This window comes from Candidatus Binataceae bacterium (assembly GCA_035294265.1).
GTDB lineage: Bacteria > Desulfobacterota > Binatia > Binatales > Binataceae > DATGLK01.
The window spans coordinates 1-15,720 of the sequence record DATGLK010000095.1; the positions used below are offsets into that span (position 1 = coordinate 1).

Genomic DNA, 15,720 nt, shown 5'->3' on the forward strand with positions numbered 1-15,720 from the left:
CGCAGTGCTCGAGGACTAGAGATAAATGAAGCTTGGAATGGCATGGAGCCTGGGGCTGGCCAGCATTGCGTCGATGCTAGCCGCGCTTTTCATGGTGTTTGTCTACGTCCCTACCGAAGCCCAGCAGGGGTTGGTGCAGCGTATTTTCTATTTCCATCTGCCCTGCGCTTGGGTTGCTTTCCTCGCTTTTGGACTGGTTGCTGTCGCGGCTATCCTATATTTGTGGCTGGGTAGCCAGATCTGGGATGACTTGAGCTACGCGGCGGCCGAGATCGGGATGCTGTTTTGCACCCTGGTTCTCATCACCGGCTCAATCTGGGCCAAGCCTATCTGGGGCACTTGGTGGACCTGGGATTCGCGCCTGACCACGACCTTCATCTTGTGGTTGCTTTACGCCGGCTACCTGCTGTTGCGTGCATTTGCTGGCGATAGTCCCGAAGTCGCGCGCTTTGCCGCGGTCATCGGTATCGTGGGCGTGGTCGATGTACCGGTGATCATCGTTTCCGTGCGATTGTGGCGTACCATTCACCCCGCGGTGCTGCTCACCCGTCAAGGGCAACATGGGCTGCAGGATCCCCGCATGATCGCCACCTTGCTGGTGGCGTTGGGTGCGTTCAGCCTGTTGTTTGTCTGGTTGCTGTGGCTACGCTTGCGCACGTTGCGCTTGGGTTCCAAAATCGCCAGCGCGCGCCGCCGCTTGGCGCTGTATGAAATGGAGGCCAGGGTGTGATGGATAACTTGGGCTATCTGTTCGCCGCTTATAGCCTGATTTTTGTATTAATCGGCTTGTATGTACTGTTAGTGGGCAATCGTCAGGCTCGCCTGGAGGGCCGCCTAAGGGAGTTGGAGAGCAGCTTGAGGGCGCTTACCCAAGCTCCATCGGCCGGTGGGCGCGAGGCCAGTCGGTGATCCTAGCTGGTAAGATCTCCAGCCGCCCGGGCCACCGGCCTTGCGCCAGCCCGGTTCGTGCGCAGTTTAAATACCGCAGGTGCGGGACCGTAACGGGAAGCTGGCGGACGAGGAATGGAATTTCAAGACTATTATAAAACGCTGGGCCTGACACGCGGTGCGACTGAAGCCGAGATCAAGTCCACATACCGTAAGCTGGCGCGCAAGTACCATCCCGATGTCAATCCGGGCAACAAGGAAGCCGAGCGGCGCTTCAAGGAAATCAACGAGGCCTACCAAGTCCTGGGCGATCCGGAGAAGCGAAAAAAATACGACGAGTTGGGGGCCGATTGGCAGCGCGGCGCGTCCGAGGACGAATTGCGCCGGCGCTATGCGCGCGCCGGGATGGGGCATGGTTGGGCGCGTGCCCAGGGCGATTTCAGCGATTTTTTCGCCAACTTCTTTGGCGGCGGGCTGGGACGGGGCTTCGCACGAGGGGCGGGCAACCCGGCCTCCGAACGTGCGCCCGACCTGGAGGCCGAGGTCGAGATCTCGCTGGAAGAGGCGATCCACGGGGCCACGCGACGTTTAGAGCTGAGCGCCAGTGACGAATGCCCAGTATGCCAGGGCTCGGGCATGGTGATGGAAAGCCAGCGGGCCGGCCAGGCCCGTGTGGTCCGCGCGGCGCGCGAATGCCCCAACTGCGGCGGCACCGGAATCGTCAATAACCGGCGCACTTTGGAGGTTACTATCCCGGCCGGCACCGGTGACGGCAACCGAATGCGCTTGGCGGGTCAGGGGGGGCGCGGAGTGCGCGCCAATCTCAATGGCGATCTTTATTTGACCGTGCGCATCCAGCCCCATCGCATCTTCAAGCTGGAGGGGCGCGATCTGCGTTGCGAACTGCCAGTTTGGGATTATGAAGCGGTGCTGGGAGCCGAGGTCACGGTGCCCACCGCTCAGGGCAAAATTTCACTGAAGGTTCCGCCCGCCAGTCAGACCGGGCGAGTGATGCGTCTGCGGGGCAAGGGTCTGCCCGCGCGCGGCCGCGAGCCGGCGGGCGACCTGTTGTTCGAACTCAAGGTGATGGCACCGCTGGATCTGACCGAGCCCGAGCGCGCCCTGATGCGTGAATTGGCGCGGCACCGCAGTGAGCGGCACGCGCCCGATCCGCGGGCGGATCTGCTGCGGTGAGTGGCGATGGCTGAGCGAAACCGTAAGCCGCGCGCACCGTCGCGTGCGAGCAGCGCACGGCGCGAGCGCATCCTGTACACCCGCTCCGTGATCCTCAGCCTGGGGCGAATTAACGAAGCTGATTTGGCGCGCTGGGAAGCCCACGATCTGATTGGTCCAAGCCGGGTTAGCGCGGGTGAGACACTTTACGATCAGGCAGCGCTCGAACGCATCCGGCTCATCCGTTTGTTAGCGGAAGAATTGGAGGTCAATCTGCCCGGGATCGAGATTATCGTGCGGTTGCTGCAATCTTCCAGGCGGTAGCCGACATGGCGCGCCGCAATTCCCATCGGGTGGCGCGCGCGGTGGCCGCCTTCTTTGCCCGCCAGCCGCAAATGGCAGCCCAGCCACTGCTGTTGGGCTTGTCCGGCGGTCCCGATTCGGTGGCGCTGCTTCACGCCTTGCTCGCCCTGGCCCCGGCGATGCGCCCGGCGCTTTACGCCGCTCATTACAATCACGACTTGCGGCACAGTGCGGCTCGCGATGAGAACTTCGTGCGAGAACTGTGCGCCCGGCTCGGGGTTCCCCTGCAAGTCGGCCACGCGTGCGATCTGGCAGGTAGCAACCTGGAGGCGCGCGCGCGCCAGGCCCGCTATCGCTATCTGACCGAAGCGGCAGAGCGCGTCGGGGCCGCGCACATCGCGGTGGCTCATCAAGCCGAGGATCAAGCCGAAACCGTTCTGATGCGGTTGCTGCGTGGCGCGGGTGTGACTGGGCTGGGGGCGATGGCGCCAGTGGGTCCCGGTCGTTTGGTTCGGCCGCTATTGGAAGTGCGCCGCGCCGAGATCCTCGACTATCTGGCCGCGATCGGCGCCAATTATGTGGAAGACGACAGCAACGCTTCGCTGGTTCCCGAGCGTAATCGCGTGCGGCTTCGCCTGATCCCACTTTTGGAGACGGACTTTTCCCCAGGCCTGAGCGCCCGCTTGTGTGCATTGGCTGCCGAGATGCGCTCGGTTGGCAGCCTGCTAGAAAGCTTGGCCGACCAATTTTTAAGCACTGCCACGGACGCGCACGGTGACCTGGAGATCGAGCGGCTGCAGGCCTTGCCCCAAGCGCTGGCGCTTGCGGCCCTGCGGGCCTACGTCGAGCGACAGGTGGGCAGCCTGTCCCATTTCGACCGCAGCCACTTCGAAGCGCTCTACCGTCTATGTATTAAGGGGAAACCCAATGGACGGCTGGACTTGCCCGGTGGCTGGCGCGGCTGGCGCCAATACGGCAGACTTAGGATTGTCGGTCAGATTCCTGCCAAGCGCTCGCTCGAGTTCGAGAGGGAGTTGCACGCGGGGGCCCGGGTGGATCTGGCAGGGCTCACGATCGAAGCATGGCTGCGGCCTGCGGTGGGTGAGCTGAGGCCGCGCAGCGAGGACGAGGCGCTGTTTGACGCCGATGTTTTGGAGGATGGCTTGCGGGTGCGAAACTGTCGCCCGGGAGACCGCATTGTTCCTTTGGGAATGCGCGGGCGGCGCAAGCTCAATCGAATCTTCATCGAACGGCGCGTGGCCCCGGCTTTGCGCGCGGGTTGGCCGCTGTTGGTGTGGAGGGATGAAGTAGTGTGGCTGCCAGGCTTGGTGCGCTCCAATGCGGCGCTGGTGAGCGCGCGGACCAAGCGGGTACTGCAGGTGCGAATGAGCGTTGCGCCGAATTTGAACCGCGTGCTAGCGTCTAGATGAAAATGAATCAATTTTCGCGCAGCATCGCTCTCTGGCTGGTGCTGGGCCTGATGTTCCTGCTGCTGTTCAATATCTTCAGCCGGCAACAGACTCGCGAACCGGAGATAATCTTTTCGGATTTCCTCAATCAGGTCGACAAGAACCAGGTTGCCCAAGTCACAATCCAAGGCAACTCCATCCACGGTCGCACCACTGCGGGTGAGCATTTCAAGACTTACGCCCCACACGACCCCGACTTGGTCCAAACCCTGCGCGCCAAGGGCGTGCGGATAGCGGCCAAGCCCGAAGAGGGCGACCCGTGGTGGATGGTGGCGTTAGTGCAGTGGTTTCCCATGCTGCTGCTGGTGGCGGTGTGGATCTTCTTCATGCGGCAGATGCAGATAGGCGGCGGCAAGGCGATGTCCTTTGGTAAGAGTCGCGCGCGTCTGCTCAACGAAAATACCCACAAGGTTACTTTTGCCGACGTCGCCGGCATCGATGAGGCCAAGGATGAGCTAGAGGAAATCATCCAGTTTCTGCGCGATCCCAAGCGCTTTACTAAGCTGGGTGGGCGCATCCCCAAGGGCGTCCTGCTGGTGGGACCGCCGGGGACTGGCAAGACCTTGCTGGCGCGTGCAATCGCGGGTGAAGCCGGTGTGCCCTTTTTCTCGATCTCGGGTTCGGATTTCGTCGAGATGTTCGTAGGCGTGGGCGCCTCGCGCGTGCGCGATCTGTTCGTGCAAGGCAAGAAGCACGCGCCCTGCATAATTTTTATCGACGAGATCGACGCCGTCGGCCGCCATCGCGGCGCTGGCCTGGGGGGCGGCCACGATGAACGCGAGCAGACCCTCAATCAGTTGCTAGTCGAGATGGACGGCTTCGAAGCCAACGAAGGCGTCATCCTGGTGGCCGCTACCAACCGGCCCGACGTTCTCGACCCTGCCCTGTTGCGCCCGGGTCGCTTCGATCGGCGAGTAGTTGTGCCGCGACCGGACATGAAGGGGCGCGAGGGGATCTTGCGCGTGCACGTACGCAAGGTGCCGATTGCGGATGACGTTTCGGTGGACAAGCTGGCGCGCGGTACCCCAGGCTTCGCCGGTGCGGATCTGGAGAACCTGGTTAACGAGGCCGCCCTGTTGGCGGCGCGGCGCAATAAAGACAAAGTCGACATGGGCGACTTCGAGTTGGCCAAGGATAAAGTCATGATGGGCGCTGAACGGCGCTCGATGGTGATGTCGCTGGGCGAACGGCGCAACACTGCCTACCACGAGGGCGGGCACGCGCTGGTGGCGATGCTCCTACCTGGCGCCGACCCAGTGCATAAGGTGACTATCATCCCGCGTGGGATGGCGCTGGGAATCACCCAGCAACTACCCCTAGACGATCGCTATACCTATACGCGCGAGTATCTGATGACCCGACTGGCAATGATGTTTGGCGGCCGCTGCGCCGAAGAGCTGGTCTTTGGCCACATGACCACGGGTGCGGGTGACGATATCGAAAAAGCCACCGAGTTATCGCGCAAGATGGTTTGCGAATTTGGGATGAGCCAGGAGTTGGGCCCGATGACTTTCGGGCGCAAGGACGAGCAAGTCTTTCTGGGTAAGGATCTCTACCATCAGCGCGACTACTCCGAGCACACCGCGATCGAAATCGATCGCGAGGTACGCCGTCTCATTCAAGAGGCCTACGATACCGCCCATTCCCTGCTGGTCGGTAACATGCCGGCGCTGCATGCGATCGCCGAACGGCTTTTGGAAAAAGAAGTGCTGGATGGTGCCGACGTCGAGGCGATCGTGACGGCCTACAAAGAGGGTCGCCTGCCCCAACCTGCTCCGGCGGCCCTGGCCAAGCCCGATGGACCGCAGCGCCCGCTGGAACTTGGGGTCGAGAAACCCAGGCCGGTGGAGGACGACGGCGGCGCGGTGCCGGGGTTGCCGCCCAAGCCCGTGCTGGCCTGATTGCCAGTGTGCCTGCCGCTGTTGACGTTGTAGCGCGCCGTGCTTACCAGCCGCGCAATTTGCGCCTGCCGGGCGGGCTTACCGTAAGCTTTCCGGCGATGATGGGGGTGCTCAACCTGACCCCCGATTCGTTCTCCGATGGCGGCCGTTTCATGGCTCGCGACCAAGCTGTCGCCCACGCCCTAGAGTTGGCCCAGGCGGGCTGCCAGATCGTCGATCTTGGGGGGGAATCCACCCGTCCAGGTGCCCGCGCGGTGCCGCTGGAAGAGGAATGGGCGCGGGTTGGGCCAGTGCTGCATGAGCTGGCTGGTAGGTTAAGTAGCGCCATCTCGATCGATACCCGCAAGGCCGAAGTTGCGCGCCGTGCCATCCTGGAAGGCGCTACTATTGTCAACGATGTCAGCGCCCTGACCTTCGACCCTGCGATGGCGTCGGTGGTGGCGCGGGCCCGCGTAGCGGTGGTACTGATGCATATGCGCGGCACACCGGCGACGATGATGAGTAAGGCGCGCTATCACGATTTGCTAGCGGAGGTCAGCCACTATCTGCTCGCGCGCGCGGCCGCGGCGCGCCAGGCTGGTATCGCTCGCTCGCGGATCGTGCTGGACCCGGGTATTGGCTTTGCCAAGCGTGCGCGTCACAATTTTGCGATCTTGGGCGGGATGGCGCGGCTGCGCCACCTTGGTTACCCGCTTCTTATTGGGCCCTCACGCAAGGCCTTTATCGGGCGGGTGGCCGGGACGCGGGCCGAGCAACTTTTGTTTGGTACCGCGGCGGCCACGGCAATTGCCGTGGCTGGCGGTGCCGCGATCGTGCGGGTCCATGATCCCGCGCCGCTGGCGGCGGTGGTGAAGGTGGCGGCGGCGGTGGCTCGCGCCCGGAGCTAAGGTGATGGTCTTCCGACCGGAACTGATTCCCCTCCCGCGCTGGCAGGACGTCGTCGATATCCTGGTAGTAGCATGGATCATCTATCGCATCGCGCTTATCATGCGCGGCACGCGCGCGGTGCAAATGGTGCTGGGAGTGGCAGTGATCGGCGCAGCCTATGTGGCCTCCCAGTTTCTGGGTTTGTTCACCCTCAACTGGCTGCTCAATAATTTCCTGGGCTCGTTGATCGTCATCCTGGTGGTGATTTTTCAGGTCGATATCCGCCGCGCCTTGACCCGCTTCGGTACCCGCCCGTTTTTGGGCTATCGCGGCTCGACCGCGCCCGCCGCCGAAGAACTGGCGCAGGCGGCGGCTTGGTTATCGGCCCATCGCATTGGGGGGCTGGTGGTGCTTGAGCGCGAGGTCGGCTTGACCGAATTTATCGAGGCTGGACGGCCGGTGGATGCGCGTTTGAGTGCGGAGTTGCTGGAGACCATCTTCATGCCGGGCTCGCCGCTGCACGATGGTGCTGTGATCCTCAAAGGCGATCAGGTAGTGGCGGCGGCCTGCGTGCTGCCCCTATCGGCCAATCCCAACCTGGTCCGAACCCTAGGCACGCGCCATCGCGCCGCCATTGGCGTGACCGAGGATACCGACGCCCTGGCGGTGGTAGTCTCGGAAGAGGACGGTACCATCTCGCTGGCGCGCGGTGGAGCGCTGACCCGCCATCTGGAACCCGCCGCGCTGCGCCAGCGGCTGGAGAGCTTTAATCCGTAAGGTTGGCGTGGGGCAAAGCGTGAAGGGTTTGCGACTGACCGAGGTGCGGCAGCGATTTGTGCGCAATCTGGGCCTACGCCTGCTGGCCCTGCTGATCGCGATCGGGTTGTGGGTCTTCGTCAACGCGGCTCAGCACGAGACACAAACCGATCTGGTAATTCCAGTGCAATATACCGGGCTGCCGCCCGGACTGATGATCATCAACGAACATCCTCAATTTGTGAACTTGCGCATCTCGGGGCCGCAGACCTTGCTGTCACTGCTTGACCCCGGTCGCATGACGGTTCACCTGGATTTGCGCGGAGTCACGCCCGGCGAGGCGGATTACAAGATCACAACCGACATGTTCCACATCCCGCGCCAGACCAGCATCGAGCAGATTACACCTTCGCAAATCACGCTGGACATCGACCAGATTGTGACTAAATCGCTTCCGGTCCATCTCGACACCAGCGGTGAAGTGGCGGACGGGCTGGAGATAGCCTCGGTTCAGCTCCAGCCCGCGACCGTAGCGGTGACCGGGCCGCAACGCATGCTGCGCAACCTGGGCTCGCTGGATACCGTACCGTTGGACGTGCAGGGGTTGGCGGCCGATGTCACGCGCGAGATCGCGCTGGCGGATAGCGGTCCACTTATCCGAGTTCCCGTCACCCAGGTGATGGTTACGGTGCATCTAGGTGACGTTATCGCCGAGCGCCAGTTCCACAATCTTCCTATCACCGTGCGCAACACCAGTTTGCGTGCGATGGTGATTCCGCACACCGTCTCGCTGGCGGTGCGCGGCCCACAGCGCGCGCTCAACGGGCTGAGCCTGAACAAGGCGGTGTTTATCGATGCCGAAGATCTGCGCGTGGGCTGGTATGAAGCGCCCGTAATGGTGGACTTACCCAAGGGATTGCAGGTGGTGCGCCAGCAACCCGAAAAAGTTAAACTGCGAATCTATCGCTAGACCGAGGAATAAGTTGTCGCAACAAGAACGGCGCGCGCAGGCGCCTCGACTGTTTGGTACCGACGGCATTCGCGGCATCGCCAACCAGCATCCCATCACCTCTGAAATTGCCCTACGCCTGGGCCGCGCCCTGGCCGAGGTCTTTCGCCGGCCGGCCGGCAGCCATAGCCGAGTTTTGATTGGAAAGGACACCCGGCTGTCGGGTTACATGCTAGAGACCGCGATGGCCTCGGGGATCTGCTCGGTGGGCGCCGACGTGCTTTTGGTGGGGCCGCTGCCCACTCCAGCCATCGCCTACCTGACGCGCACGATGCGGGCCGCGGCTGGCGTGGTCATCTCGGCCTCGCATAACCCTTTTCAAGACAATGGTATCAAGTTCTTTAACCGCGAAGGCTTCAAGCTGGATGATGAACTGGAGCGCCGGATCGAAGAGTTGGTGTCGGATGACCGCCTGATTGAGCGCGCCAGCGCCGAAGACGTGGGCAAGGCGATTCGGATCGACGACGCAATCGGCCGCTATCTGGTCTTTCTCAAGGCCTGCCTGCCGCGCGACTGCCTGTTCGACGGGCTCAAGCTGGTTATCGACTGCGCCCACGGTGCGGCTTACAAGGTTGGCCCCGAGTTGCTAGCGGAGCTGGGTGCCGACGTGATTGCCATCGGCGTGGAACCCGACGGCAAGAATATCAACTTTCAAAGCGGGACCCTCCATTTGTCGCGCTTGCGCGAGCGCGTTTTGAGTAGCGGCGCCGATTTGGGCGTGGCGCTGGATGGCGATGCCGATCGGGCCTTATTCGTCGATGCCCGCGGTGAGGTGTTCGACGGCGATGAGGTGATGGCGATCATGGGGCGAGCACTGAGCGCCGCGGGTAAGCTGGCGGGCAATGCCGTGGTGGCCACCGTGATGAGTAACCTGGGGCTGGAGCAGGCCCTGGCGGAGGTGGGAATCGGCTTGGTGCGCACGGAGGTGGGCGATCCGGCGGTCAGCCGGGAGATGCGCTTGAAGGGCTACAACTTTGGGGGTGAACAATCGGGCCATTTGATTTTCATGGATCACTCCACCACCGGCGATGGCCTGATCACTACTTTGCTGCTGCTGGAGCAGATCCTCAAACGTGGGCGTGGCTTGGCGGAAATGCGCGTGATGCACCGCTTTCCCCAGGTTTTGCACAATGTGCGCGTGGCGCGCCGCCTACCGCTGAGCGAGATGCCTGAGGTCCAGCGCGCAATCACCGCGGTGCGCGCGCGCCTGGGCCCGCGCAGCCGGGTGTTGGTGCGCTATTCGGGCACCGAGATGGTTGCCCGGGTGATGGTCGAAGGCGAAGACCTGAGCAAGATCAAGGCCTGCGCCCAGGAAATCGGCGCGCTCATCGAGCGTCAGGTCGGCCAACCCAATTAAGACGTGCGCCTATGATCAAGCTTGGTGTCAACGTCGATCATGTCGCAACCTTGCGTCAAGCCCGGCGCACCAACTATCCCGATCCATTGCAGGCGGCCCTGTTAGCCCAGCGTGCCGGAGCCGACGCCATCACCATCCACTTGCGCGAGGATCGCCGTCATATCCAGGATCACGACCTCTTTCGCATCGCCCAGGCCCTTAGCCTGCCGCTCAACCAGGAATTGGCGCCCACCGGCGAGATGGTCGAATTGGCTCTCAAGCTGCACCCCGCCGAGGTCTGCCTCGTGCCCGAACGGCGGGAGGAACTGACCACCGAGGGCGGCCTGGACGCGGCTGCGATGAGTGAGCGGCTGGCGCCGATCGTGCGCTCCCTCAACGAGGCTAAAATCGGAGTGAGCCTGTTTGTCGAGCCGGATCGAGTCCAGCTCCAAGCCGCGCGCGAGCTCGGAGCCAAATATGTGGAATTGCACACCGGGCGCTACGCCGAGCTGGCGGATCGCGACCTGTCTTCGGGTGCGGGCTCTAAGCGAGAATCGAGCTTCAGCGAGCAAACCCGTGCTGAATTAGCCCGCGTCGCGCAGGCCATCAAGATCGCGCGCGCCCTGGGGCTGCGGGTCAACGCCGGCCACGGCTTGAACTACGACAATACCGCACCAATCGCCGCGCTGCGTGGGCTGCAGTGGCTCCATATCGGTCACGCGATCGTGGCGCGTGCGGTAATGGTCGGGATGCCGGCGGCGGTGCGCGGGATGAAGCGGCTCATCGCTGCGGCTGGTCAGCACGCTTAGCATTTGATGGCCCACGGAGTGGAGTTTGCTAAGCTCCCACTATCATGCGTCTGCTCAATGCCGACGAAAGCCGCCGCCTGGACCGTCTTAGCCACGACAAGTACGCCATCTCGTTTTGGAGCCTAATGTCCAACGCCGGAGCTGGGGTTGCGCACGCCTTGCTGGAGCGCTGGCCGCAAGCGCGCCAGGCTAGGGCTGGCGCAATTGTGGTCGTTGCGGGCCGCGGCAACAATGGTGGTGACGGGTTGGTGGCGGCGCGCGTCCTGCACGAGTCGGGCCTGCAGCCACGCGTGTTGTTGCTGGGGCGAACCCAGGCGCTGGCGGGCGATGCCGCACGTGCCTGCCAGGAGCTGACCGGCGCTGGCTCGCGAATCGAAGAGATCGGCAGCGAGGAAGATTTGCGCCGATCCTTCGGCAGCCCGGGCTGGATCATCGATGCGATCTTCGGCACCGGCCTCAACGCCCCGATAACCGGACTTCCCGCCGCCGCGATTGCGCTAATCAACGGTAGCGATGCCGGTCGAGTCGCGGTGGATATTCCTTCTGGGATCAATGCCGATACGGGTGGTGTGATGGGGGTTGCGGTGCAAGCCGCGCTGACCGTGACCTTCGGCTTAGCCAAGTATGGTCACGTCAGCTATCCAGGTGCCAGTTATACTGGCCAATTGAAAATTATCGATATCGGTTTTGCTCCCGCGGCATTAGCCGAAGTGGCGCCGCAAGGATGCTTCCTGGAAGTCTGTGACATTGCGCCGTTGCTGGCGCCCAGGCCCGCAGACAGTCATAAGGGCAATTATGGCCATCCCTTGATAATCGCTGGCGGATGGGGCAAAAGCGGCGCCGCTTTGCTCGCTGGCCGCGGTGCCTTACGTATCGGCGCGGGCTTGGTGACGGTAGCTACCGCGCGCACGGTGGCGCCAATCGTGGCCGCCGGACAGGCCGAATTGATGACCGTGGCGCTGGCCGACCAGGATGGTCATCTGGCGGCCGGTGCAATCGACTCCTTGCGCGCATTACTTCCCGCCCACAACGCGATTGTCATCGGCCCAGGAATTGGAGTCAGCGCGGACACCAAGGCGATTCTGGAATTTGTCGTGACCCAAGCCGCCGCGCCACGCCGCCCTGTGCTGATCGACGCCGATGGGCTCAACGCGCTGGCCCAAATGGGCGCCGGCCTGCTGCGTCAAGCTCGGGGTCCGGTCGTGCTCACCCCGCATCCCGGCGAGGCGGCTCGGCTGCTAGGCAGCTCGCCCGCGCAGGTCAACGCCGACCGCATCTCGGCCGCCCGGCGGATCTGCGAGCTGACTGGCGCGTGGTGCCTGCTTAAAGGCAATCGCACGGTGCTGGCAAGCCCCGAGGGTGTCATTAAGATCAATTCCACCGGTAATCCTGGCATGGCCTCGCCCGGAATGGGCGACGCCCTGTCCGGAATCATCGGCGGCTTGTTGGGCCAGGGGTTTGCTCCGATGGACGCGCTGGCGGCGGGCGCCTTTGTTCACGGAGCGGCAGCCGACCGGGTGGCCGCGCAGATGGGGCCAGTGGGCTATATCGCAGGCGACCTGATTGCCGCTCTGCCGGCTACCTGGGCCTCGCTGGGCGAAAGGAAGGATGGTGCGTGACTATCACCTTGCATAGCGCTTCGGCGCGCGAAACCAAGGCTTGGGGCCGACGCTTGGCCTCGTTGCTTGAAGGAGGCGAACTGCTCGGTCTGTCTGGGGAACTGGGCGCGGGCAAGACCTGTTTCATCAAGGGGTTGGCGCACGGCCTGAACCTGCGTGAGGAGGACATCCTCAGTCCTACCTTTACCATGGTGCAAGAACATCATGGGCGGTTGGAGCTCTACCATATTGACCTCTATCGTCTGGAGCGGGCCACGGTCGACGATCTAGGGCTGCGCGAGTACCTGTTTTCCAGGGCGGTGGCGGCGGTGGAATGGGTGGAGCGCCTGCAAGAGGCGGATGAATTGGAGCGGCTGGCAGTGCGTATCGAATACGAGGGGGCCAATCGGCGCCGAATCGAACTCAGCGCCAACCATCAACGCTACCTCGAGCTACTCGCCCGGTTCCAGCAGAAGTTTGTCTGATTCGCCACTTACGCTTGTTCGCTTCGCCTGCCACAATTGCTCGACTTGGGTTTTTACGAAACAATCTTGCTATTGACCAATAAATCGCAAGCTGGCCGGTTTCCGGACAGCCTGAAAAACGGCGAATCTGTGGAGATTGCGATAGCAGGATGGGTCTGATTGTCCAGAAGTACGGTGGCACTTCGGTGGGTTCTCTTGAGCGAATCCGGGCTGTAGCGCGACGGGTAGCGCAGACCCGCGAAATGGGCCATCAGATCGTGGTGGTGGTCTCCGCGATGGCGGGCGAGACCAACCGGCTGTTGGGATTGGCGCACCAATTGGCCGCCCTGCCCGATCCCCGCGAGGCCGATGTGCTGGCGGCGACCGGTGAGCAGGCCTCCGCCGCCCTGCTGGCGATCTGTCTGTGCGCCAACGGCATTCCGGCCTGCTCGCTGCTGGGCCATCAGGTAAAAATCGCAACCGATTCCAATCATGGTCAGGCCCGCATCCGCACAGTCGACTGCGAGCGTGTGTTGCAGGCCCTGAAGGGTGGGAATATCGTGGTCGTGGCCGGTTATCAGGGGGTCGATGGAGCAGGCGATATCACGACCTTGGGTCGGGGCGCTTCCGATCTGACCGCGGTGGCGTTGGCGGCGGCGTTGGAGGCCGAGGTCTGCGAGATTTATACCGACGTCAACGGGATTTACACGGCCGACCCCAATATCTGCCCGGCGGCGCGCCAACTAGCGCGAATCTCCTACGACGAGATGCTGGAGTTGGCCGGGCTGGGGGCTAAGGTCTTGCAGTTGCGCTCGGTGGAGATGGCACGGCGTTTCAACGTACCTCTGGTGGTGCGTTCCAGTTTCAACGAATCGGCGGGAACCTGGGTGGGACACGAAGATCAATCGATGGAAAACGTGCTGGTCGCGGGGGTGACCCTTGATCGCGATCAAAGCAAAATCACCCTGACCGGAGTCGAAGATCGGCCTGGCTTGGCGGCGCGCATCCTTGGCCCAATTGCAGCGGTCGGGATTGTCGTGGACATGATTATTCAGAACGCCGGGGCCCAGGGACGCACCGACATGACCTTTACCGTGGGGCGTGGTGACGCCCGCCGCGCGCTGGATTTGACCGAGCAAGTGGCACGCGAAGTCGGCGCACGCGGCGTGGCTCACGAAGATGGTCTGGCCAAGGTTTCGATCGTGGGGCTGGGGATGCGCAGTCATGCCGGGGTCGCGGCCCGGATGTTCGAGGTGTTGGCCAACGAACGCATCAATATCCAGATGATTTCGACCTCTGAAATCAAACTCTCGGTAGTGATCGACGCCAAGTACGGCGAGCTGGCGGTGCGTGTCTTGCACGACGCCTTTTTGGCCAACCCGGAGGAGAGCGCCAAGCCCAGCGCTTCGTGAGGCGATGGCGGACGGCGGTAAAATCTACGTTTACGATACCACCCTGCGCGACGGCCTGCAGTCGGACGATGTTTCGCTGACGGTTGACGACCGCTTGGCGATCGCCGCCCGGCTCGATGAGATGGGCTTCGATTATATCGAGGGAGGCTGGCCGGGCTCCAATCAGCGCGACGCTGAATTCTTCACGCGTGCGGCCAAGCTGCGTCTGCGTCATGCCAAGTTATGCGCCTTTGGTGCTACCCGCCGCGCACGGATCAAGGCCTCGCAGGACCGAAGCCTGGCCTTGCTCCTGCGCGCTGGCACGCCGGTGGCCACGGTGGTGGGCAAGACCTCGGAGCTGCACGTGCGCGAGGCCTTGCGCATCTCGCTTCAGGAAAACCTTGACATCTTGGGCGATACCGTGCGCTATCTCAAACAGCACGTCGATGAGGTGATTCTGGATGCCGAGCACTTTTTCGACGGGTTTGCCCAAAATCCGCAATTCACTTTGTCCTGCATCAAGGCTGCCGCGCAGGCCGGTGCCGATTTGGTGTGCCTGTGCGATACCAACGGCGGGAGGCTGCCTGAGGAGATTGCGCAGGCGGTCGCGAGGGCGCGGGAGACGCTGCCGTGCGGGGTGGGAATCCATTGCCATAACGATTCCGACGTTGCGGTTGCCAATACCGTGGCGGCGGTGCGAGCGGGCGCGCGCCAAGTGCAGGGGACGATTAACGGGCTGGGCGAGCGCTGCGGCAACGCCAACCTGATTTCGGTGATTGCTAACCTGCAGCTCAAAATGGGCTATCAATGCCTGCCCGCGGCCAAGCTCAAGCATCTGCGCCAGCTCTCCACCCTGGTCAACGAGCTGGCCAACCTGACCCCGATGACACGCCAGCCTTACGTCGGGCGCTCCGCTTTCGCTCACAAGGGTGGTTTGCACGTTTCGGCGGTACAGCGCAACACAGCCACCTACGAGCATATCGATCCGGCGTTGGTGGGCAATGATCGACGTGTACTGCTCTCCGAGTTGGCAGGACAAAGCAACATCGTTTACAAGGCGCGGGAATTCGGCCTGGAACTCAAGCCCGACGACGAACGAATTTCCGGGTTGCTGGCCGAACTCAAGCGGCTAGAGGCGGCGGGCTATGCTTACGATGGCGCCGACGCTTCTTTCGAGCTGGTGATGCTGCGTGCGCTGGGGCTGGAACGCGAACATTTCGGCCTAGTCAGCTTCCGCGTCTTCGACGACAAGTGGAACGCGGAGCAAGCGCCTTTTAGCGAGGCGATCGTAATTATCGACGGGCCCGACGGGCGGCGCACCCGTAGTGCCGCCACTGGCAACGGTCCAGTCAACGCGCTGGACTCCGCCTTGCGCGCCGCGCTCATTCCCTACTATCCGACCTTGGGCGCGATGCGCTTGGCCGACTACAAGGTCAGGGTGCTTGATAACGGGGCTGGCACCGGCGCGCGGGTCAGGGTTCTGATCGAATCCACCGATGGCAAGCGGCGCTGGACCACGGTGGGGGTTTCGGCCAACGTGATCGAGGCCAGCTGGCAAGCCCTGATTGATTCGGTGGAATATAAGCTGCATCGCGACCGCGCCCAACCCAAGCTCAGGGCCGCCGCTTCCATGCGCGCATTCAAGCGCAAGGCGGTCGTATCCAACGGGCGGGCGCACGCGGGCAATTTGAATGGTGCCCGAACCGTTGTGACCAAATCCGACGTGCTTGAGCGCCGCCCTGGGTAAGAGATAGCT

General features: G+C 62.9%; 15 protein-coding genes. All 15 read left to right on the forward strand.

All coding sequences use genetic code 11. The annotated features are described in order from the left end of the window. The first annotated feature begins 25 nt into the window (after window positions 1–25). The 15 genes from ccsA to cimA all read left to right on the forward strand — a co-directional run bounded on the left by ccsA (window position 26) and on the right by cimA (window position 15,711). Window positions 26–730, forward strand: coding sequence for a cytochrome c biogenesis protein CcsA (ccsA, locus tag VKV28_14585; GenBank protein ID HLH78027.1), 705 nt, complete (start codon window positions 26–28; stop codon window positions 728–730). Beyond that, on the forward strand, window positions 730–909 hold the full coding sequence (locus tag VKV28_14590; protein ID HLH78028.1) for a CcmD family protein: 180 nt from the start codon (window positions 730–732) through the stop codon (window positions 907–909). Before ccsA ends, VKV28_14590 begins: the two co-directional genes overlap by 1 nt. 114 nt (window positions 910–1,023) lie before the next feature. After that, window positions 1,024–2,082 carry a J domain-containing protein gene (locus tag VKV28_14595; GenBank protein HLH78029.1) on the forward strand — a complete coding sequence of 353 codons (1,059 nt, stop codon included), beginning with the start codon at window positions 1,024–1,026 and terminating at the stop codon, window positions 2,080–2,082. Window positions 2,083–2,088: 6 nt separating this feature from the next. Further along, on the forward strand, window positions 2,089–2,385 hold the full coding sequence (locus tag VKV28_14600; protein HLH78030.1) for a chaperone modulator CbpM: 297 nt from the start codon (window positions 2,089–2,091) through the stop codon (window positions 2,383–2,385). Between the two features lie 5 nt (window positions 2,386–2,390). Then, a complete protein-coding gene (tilS, locus tag VKV28_14605; protein ID HLH78031.1) occupies window positions 2,391–3,794 on the forward strand; it encodes a tRNA lysidine(34) synthetase TilS in 1,404 nt (467 codons plus the stop codon). Further along, window positions 3,791–5,734 (forward strand): ATP-dependent zinc metalloprotease FtsH, encoded by a 1,944-nt coding sequence (gene ftsH / locus VKV28_14610; protein ID HLH78032.1) that lies wholly within the window; start codon window positions 3,791–3,793, stop codon window positions 5,732–5,734. The genes tilS and ftsH overlap by 4 nt, the downstream gene beginning before the upstream one ends. 8 nt (window positions 5,735–5,742) lie before the next feature. Further along, window positions 5,743–6,621 (forward strand): dihydropteroate synthase, encoded by an 879-nt coding sequence (folP, locus tag VKV28_14615; GenBank protein ID HLH78033.1) that lies wholly within the window; start codon window positions 5,743–5,745, stop codon window positions 6,619–6,621. Window positions 6,622–6,625: 4 nt separating this feature from the next. Then, entirely contained in the window at window positions 6,626–7,378 is a 753-nt protein-coding gene (gene cdaA, locus VKV28_14620) for a diadenylate cyclase CdaA (GenBank protein HLH78034.1), read from the forward strand. 19 nt (window positions 7,379–7,397) lie between these two features. Further along, window positions 7,398–8,327: a CdaR family protein gene (locus tag VKV28_14625; GenBank protein HLH78035.1), complete on the forward strand. Its 930-nt coding sequence runs from the start codon at window positions 7,398–7,400 to the stop codon at window positions 8,325–8,327. 13 nt (window positions 8,328–8,340) lie between these two features. Beyond that, a complete protein-coding gene (glmM, locus tag VKV28_14630; GenBank protein ID HLH78036.1) occupies window positions 8,341–9,723 on the forward strand; it encodes a phosphoglucosamine mutase in 1,383 nt (460 codons plus the stop codon). Between the two features lie 11 nt (window positions 9,724–9,734). Next, window positions 9,735–10,511 carry a pyridoxine 5'-phosphate synthase gene (locus VKV28_14635; GenBank protein ID HLH78037.1) on the forward strand — a complete coding sequence of 259 codons (777 nt, stop codon included), beginning with the start codon at window positions 9,735–9,737 and terminating at the stop codon, window positions 10,509–10,511. A 44-nt stretch (window positions 10,512–10,555) separates the two neighbouring features. After that, the gene (locus VKV28_14640; GenBank protein HLH78038.1) at window positions 10,556–12,130 is read left to right on the forward strand and encodes an NAD(P)H-hydrate dehydratase; all 1,575 of its coding nucleotides are present in this window, start codon (window positions 10,556–10,558) and stop codon (window positions 12,128–12,130) included. After that, entirely contained in the window at window positions 12,127–12,594 is a 468-nt protein-coding gene (gene tsaE / locus VKV28_14645; GenBank protein HLH78039.1) for a tRNA (adenosine(37)-N6)-threonylcarbamoyltransferase complex ATPase subunit type 1 TsaE, read from the forward strand. The genes VKV28_14640 and tsaE overlap by 4 nt, the downstream gene beginning before the upstream one ends. 149 nt (window positions 12,595–12,743) lie before the next feature. After that, a complete protein-coding gene (locus VKV28_14650; GenBank protein ID HLH78040.1) occupies window positions 12,744–13,985 on the forward strand; it encodes an aspartate kinase in 1,242 nt (413 codons plus the stop codon). Window positions 13,986–13,989: 4 nt separating this feature from the next. Next, a complete protein-coding gene (gene cimA / locus VKV28_14655; protein HLH78041.1) occupies window positions 13,990–15,711 on the forward strand; it encodes a citramalate synthase in 1,722 nt (573 codons plus the stop codon). Window positions 15,712–15,720 lie beyond the last annotated feature (9 nt).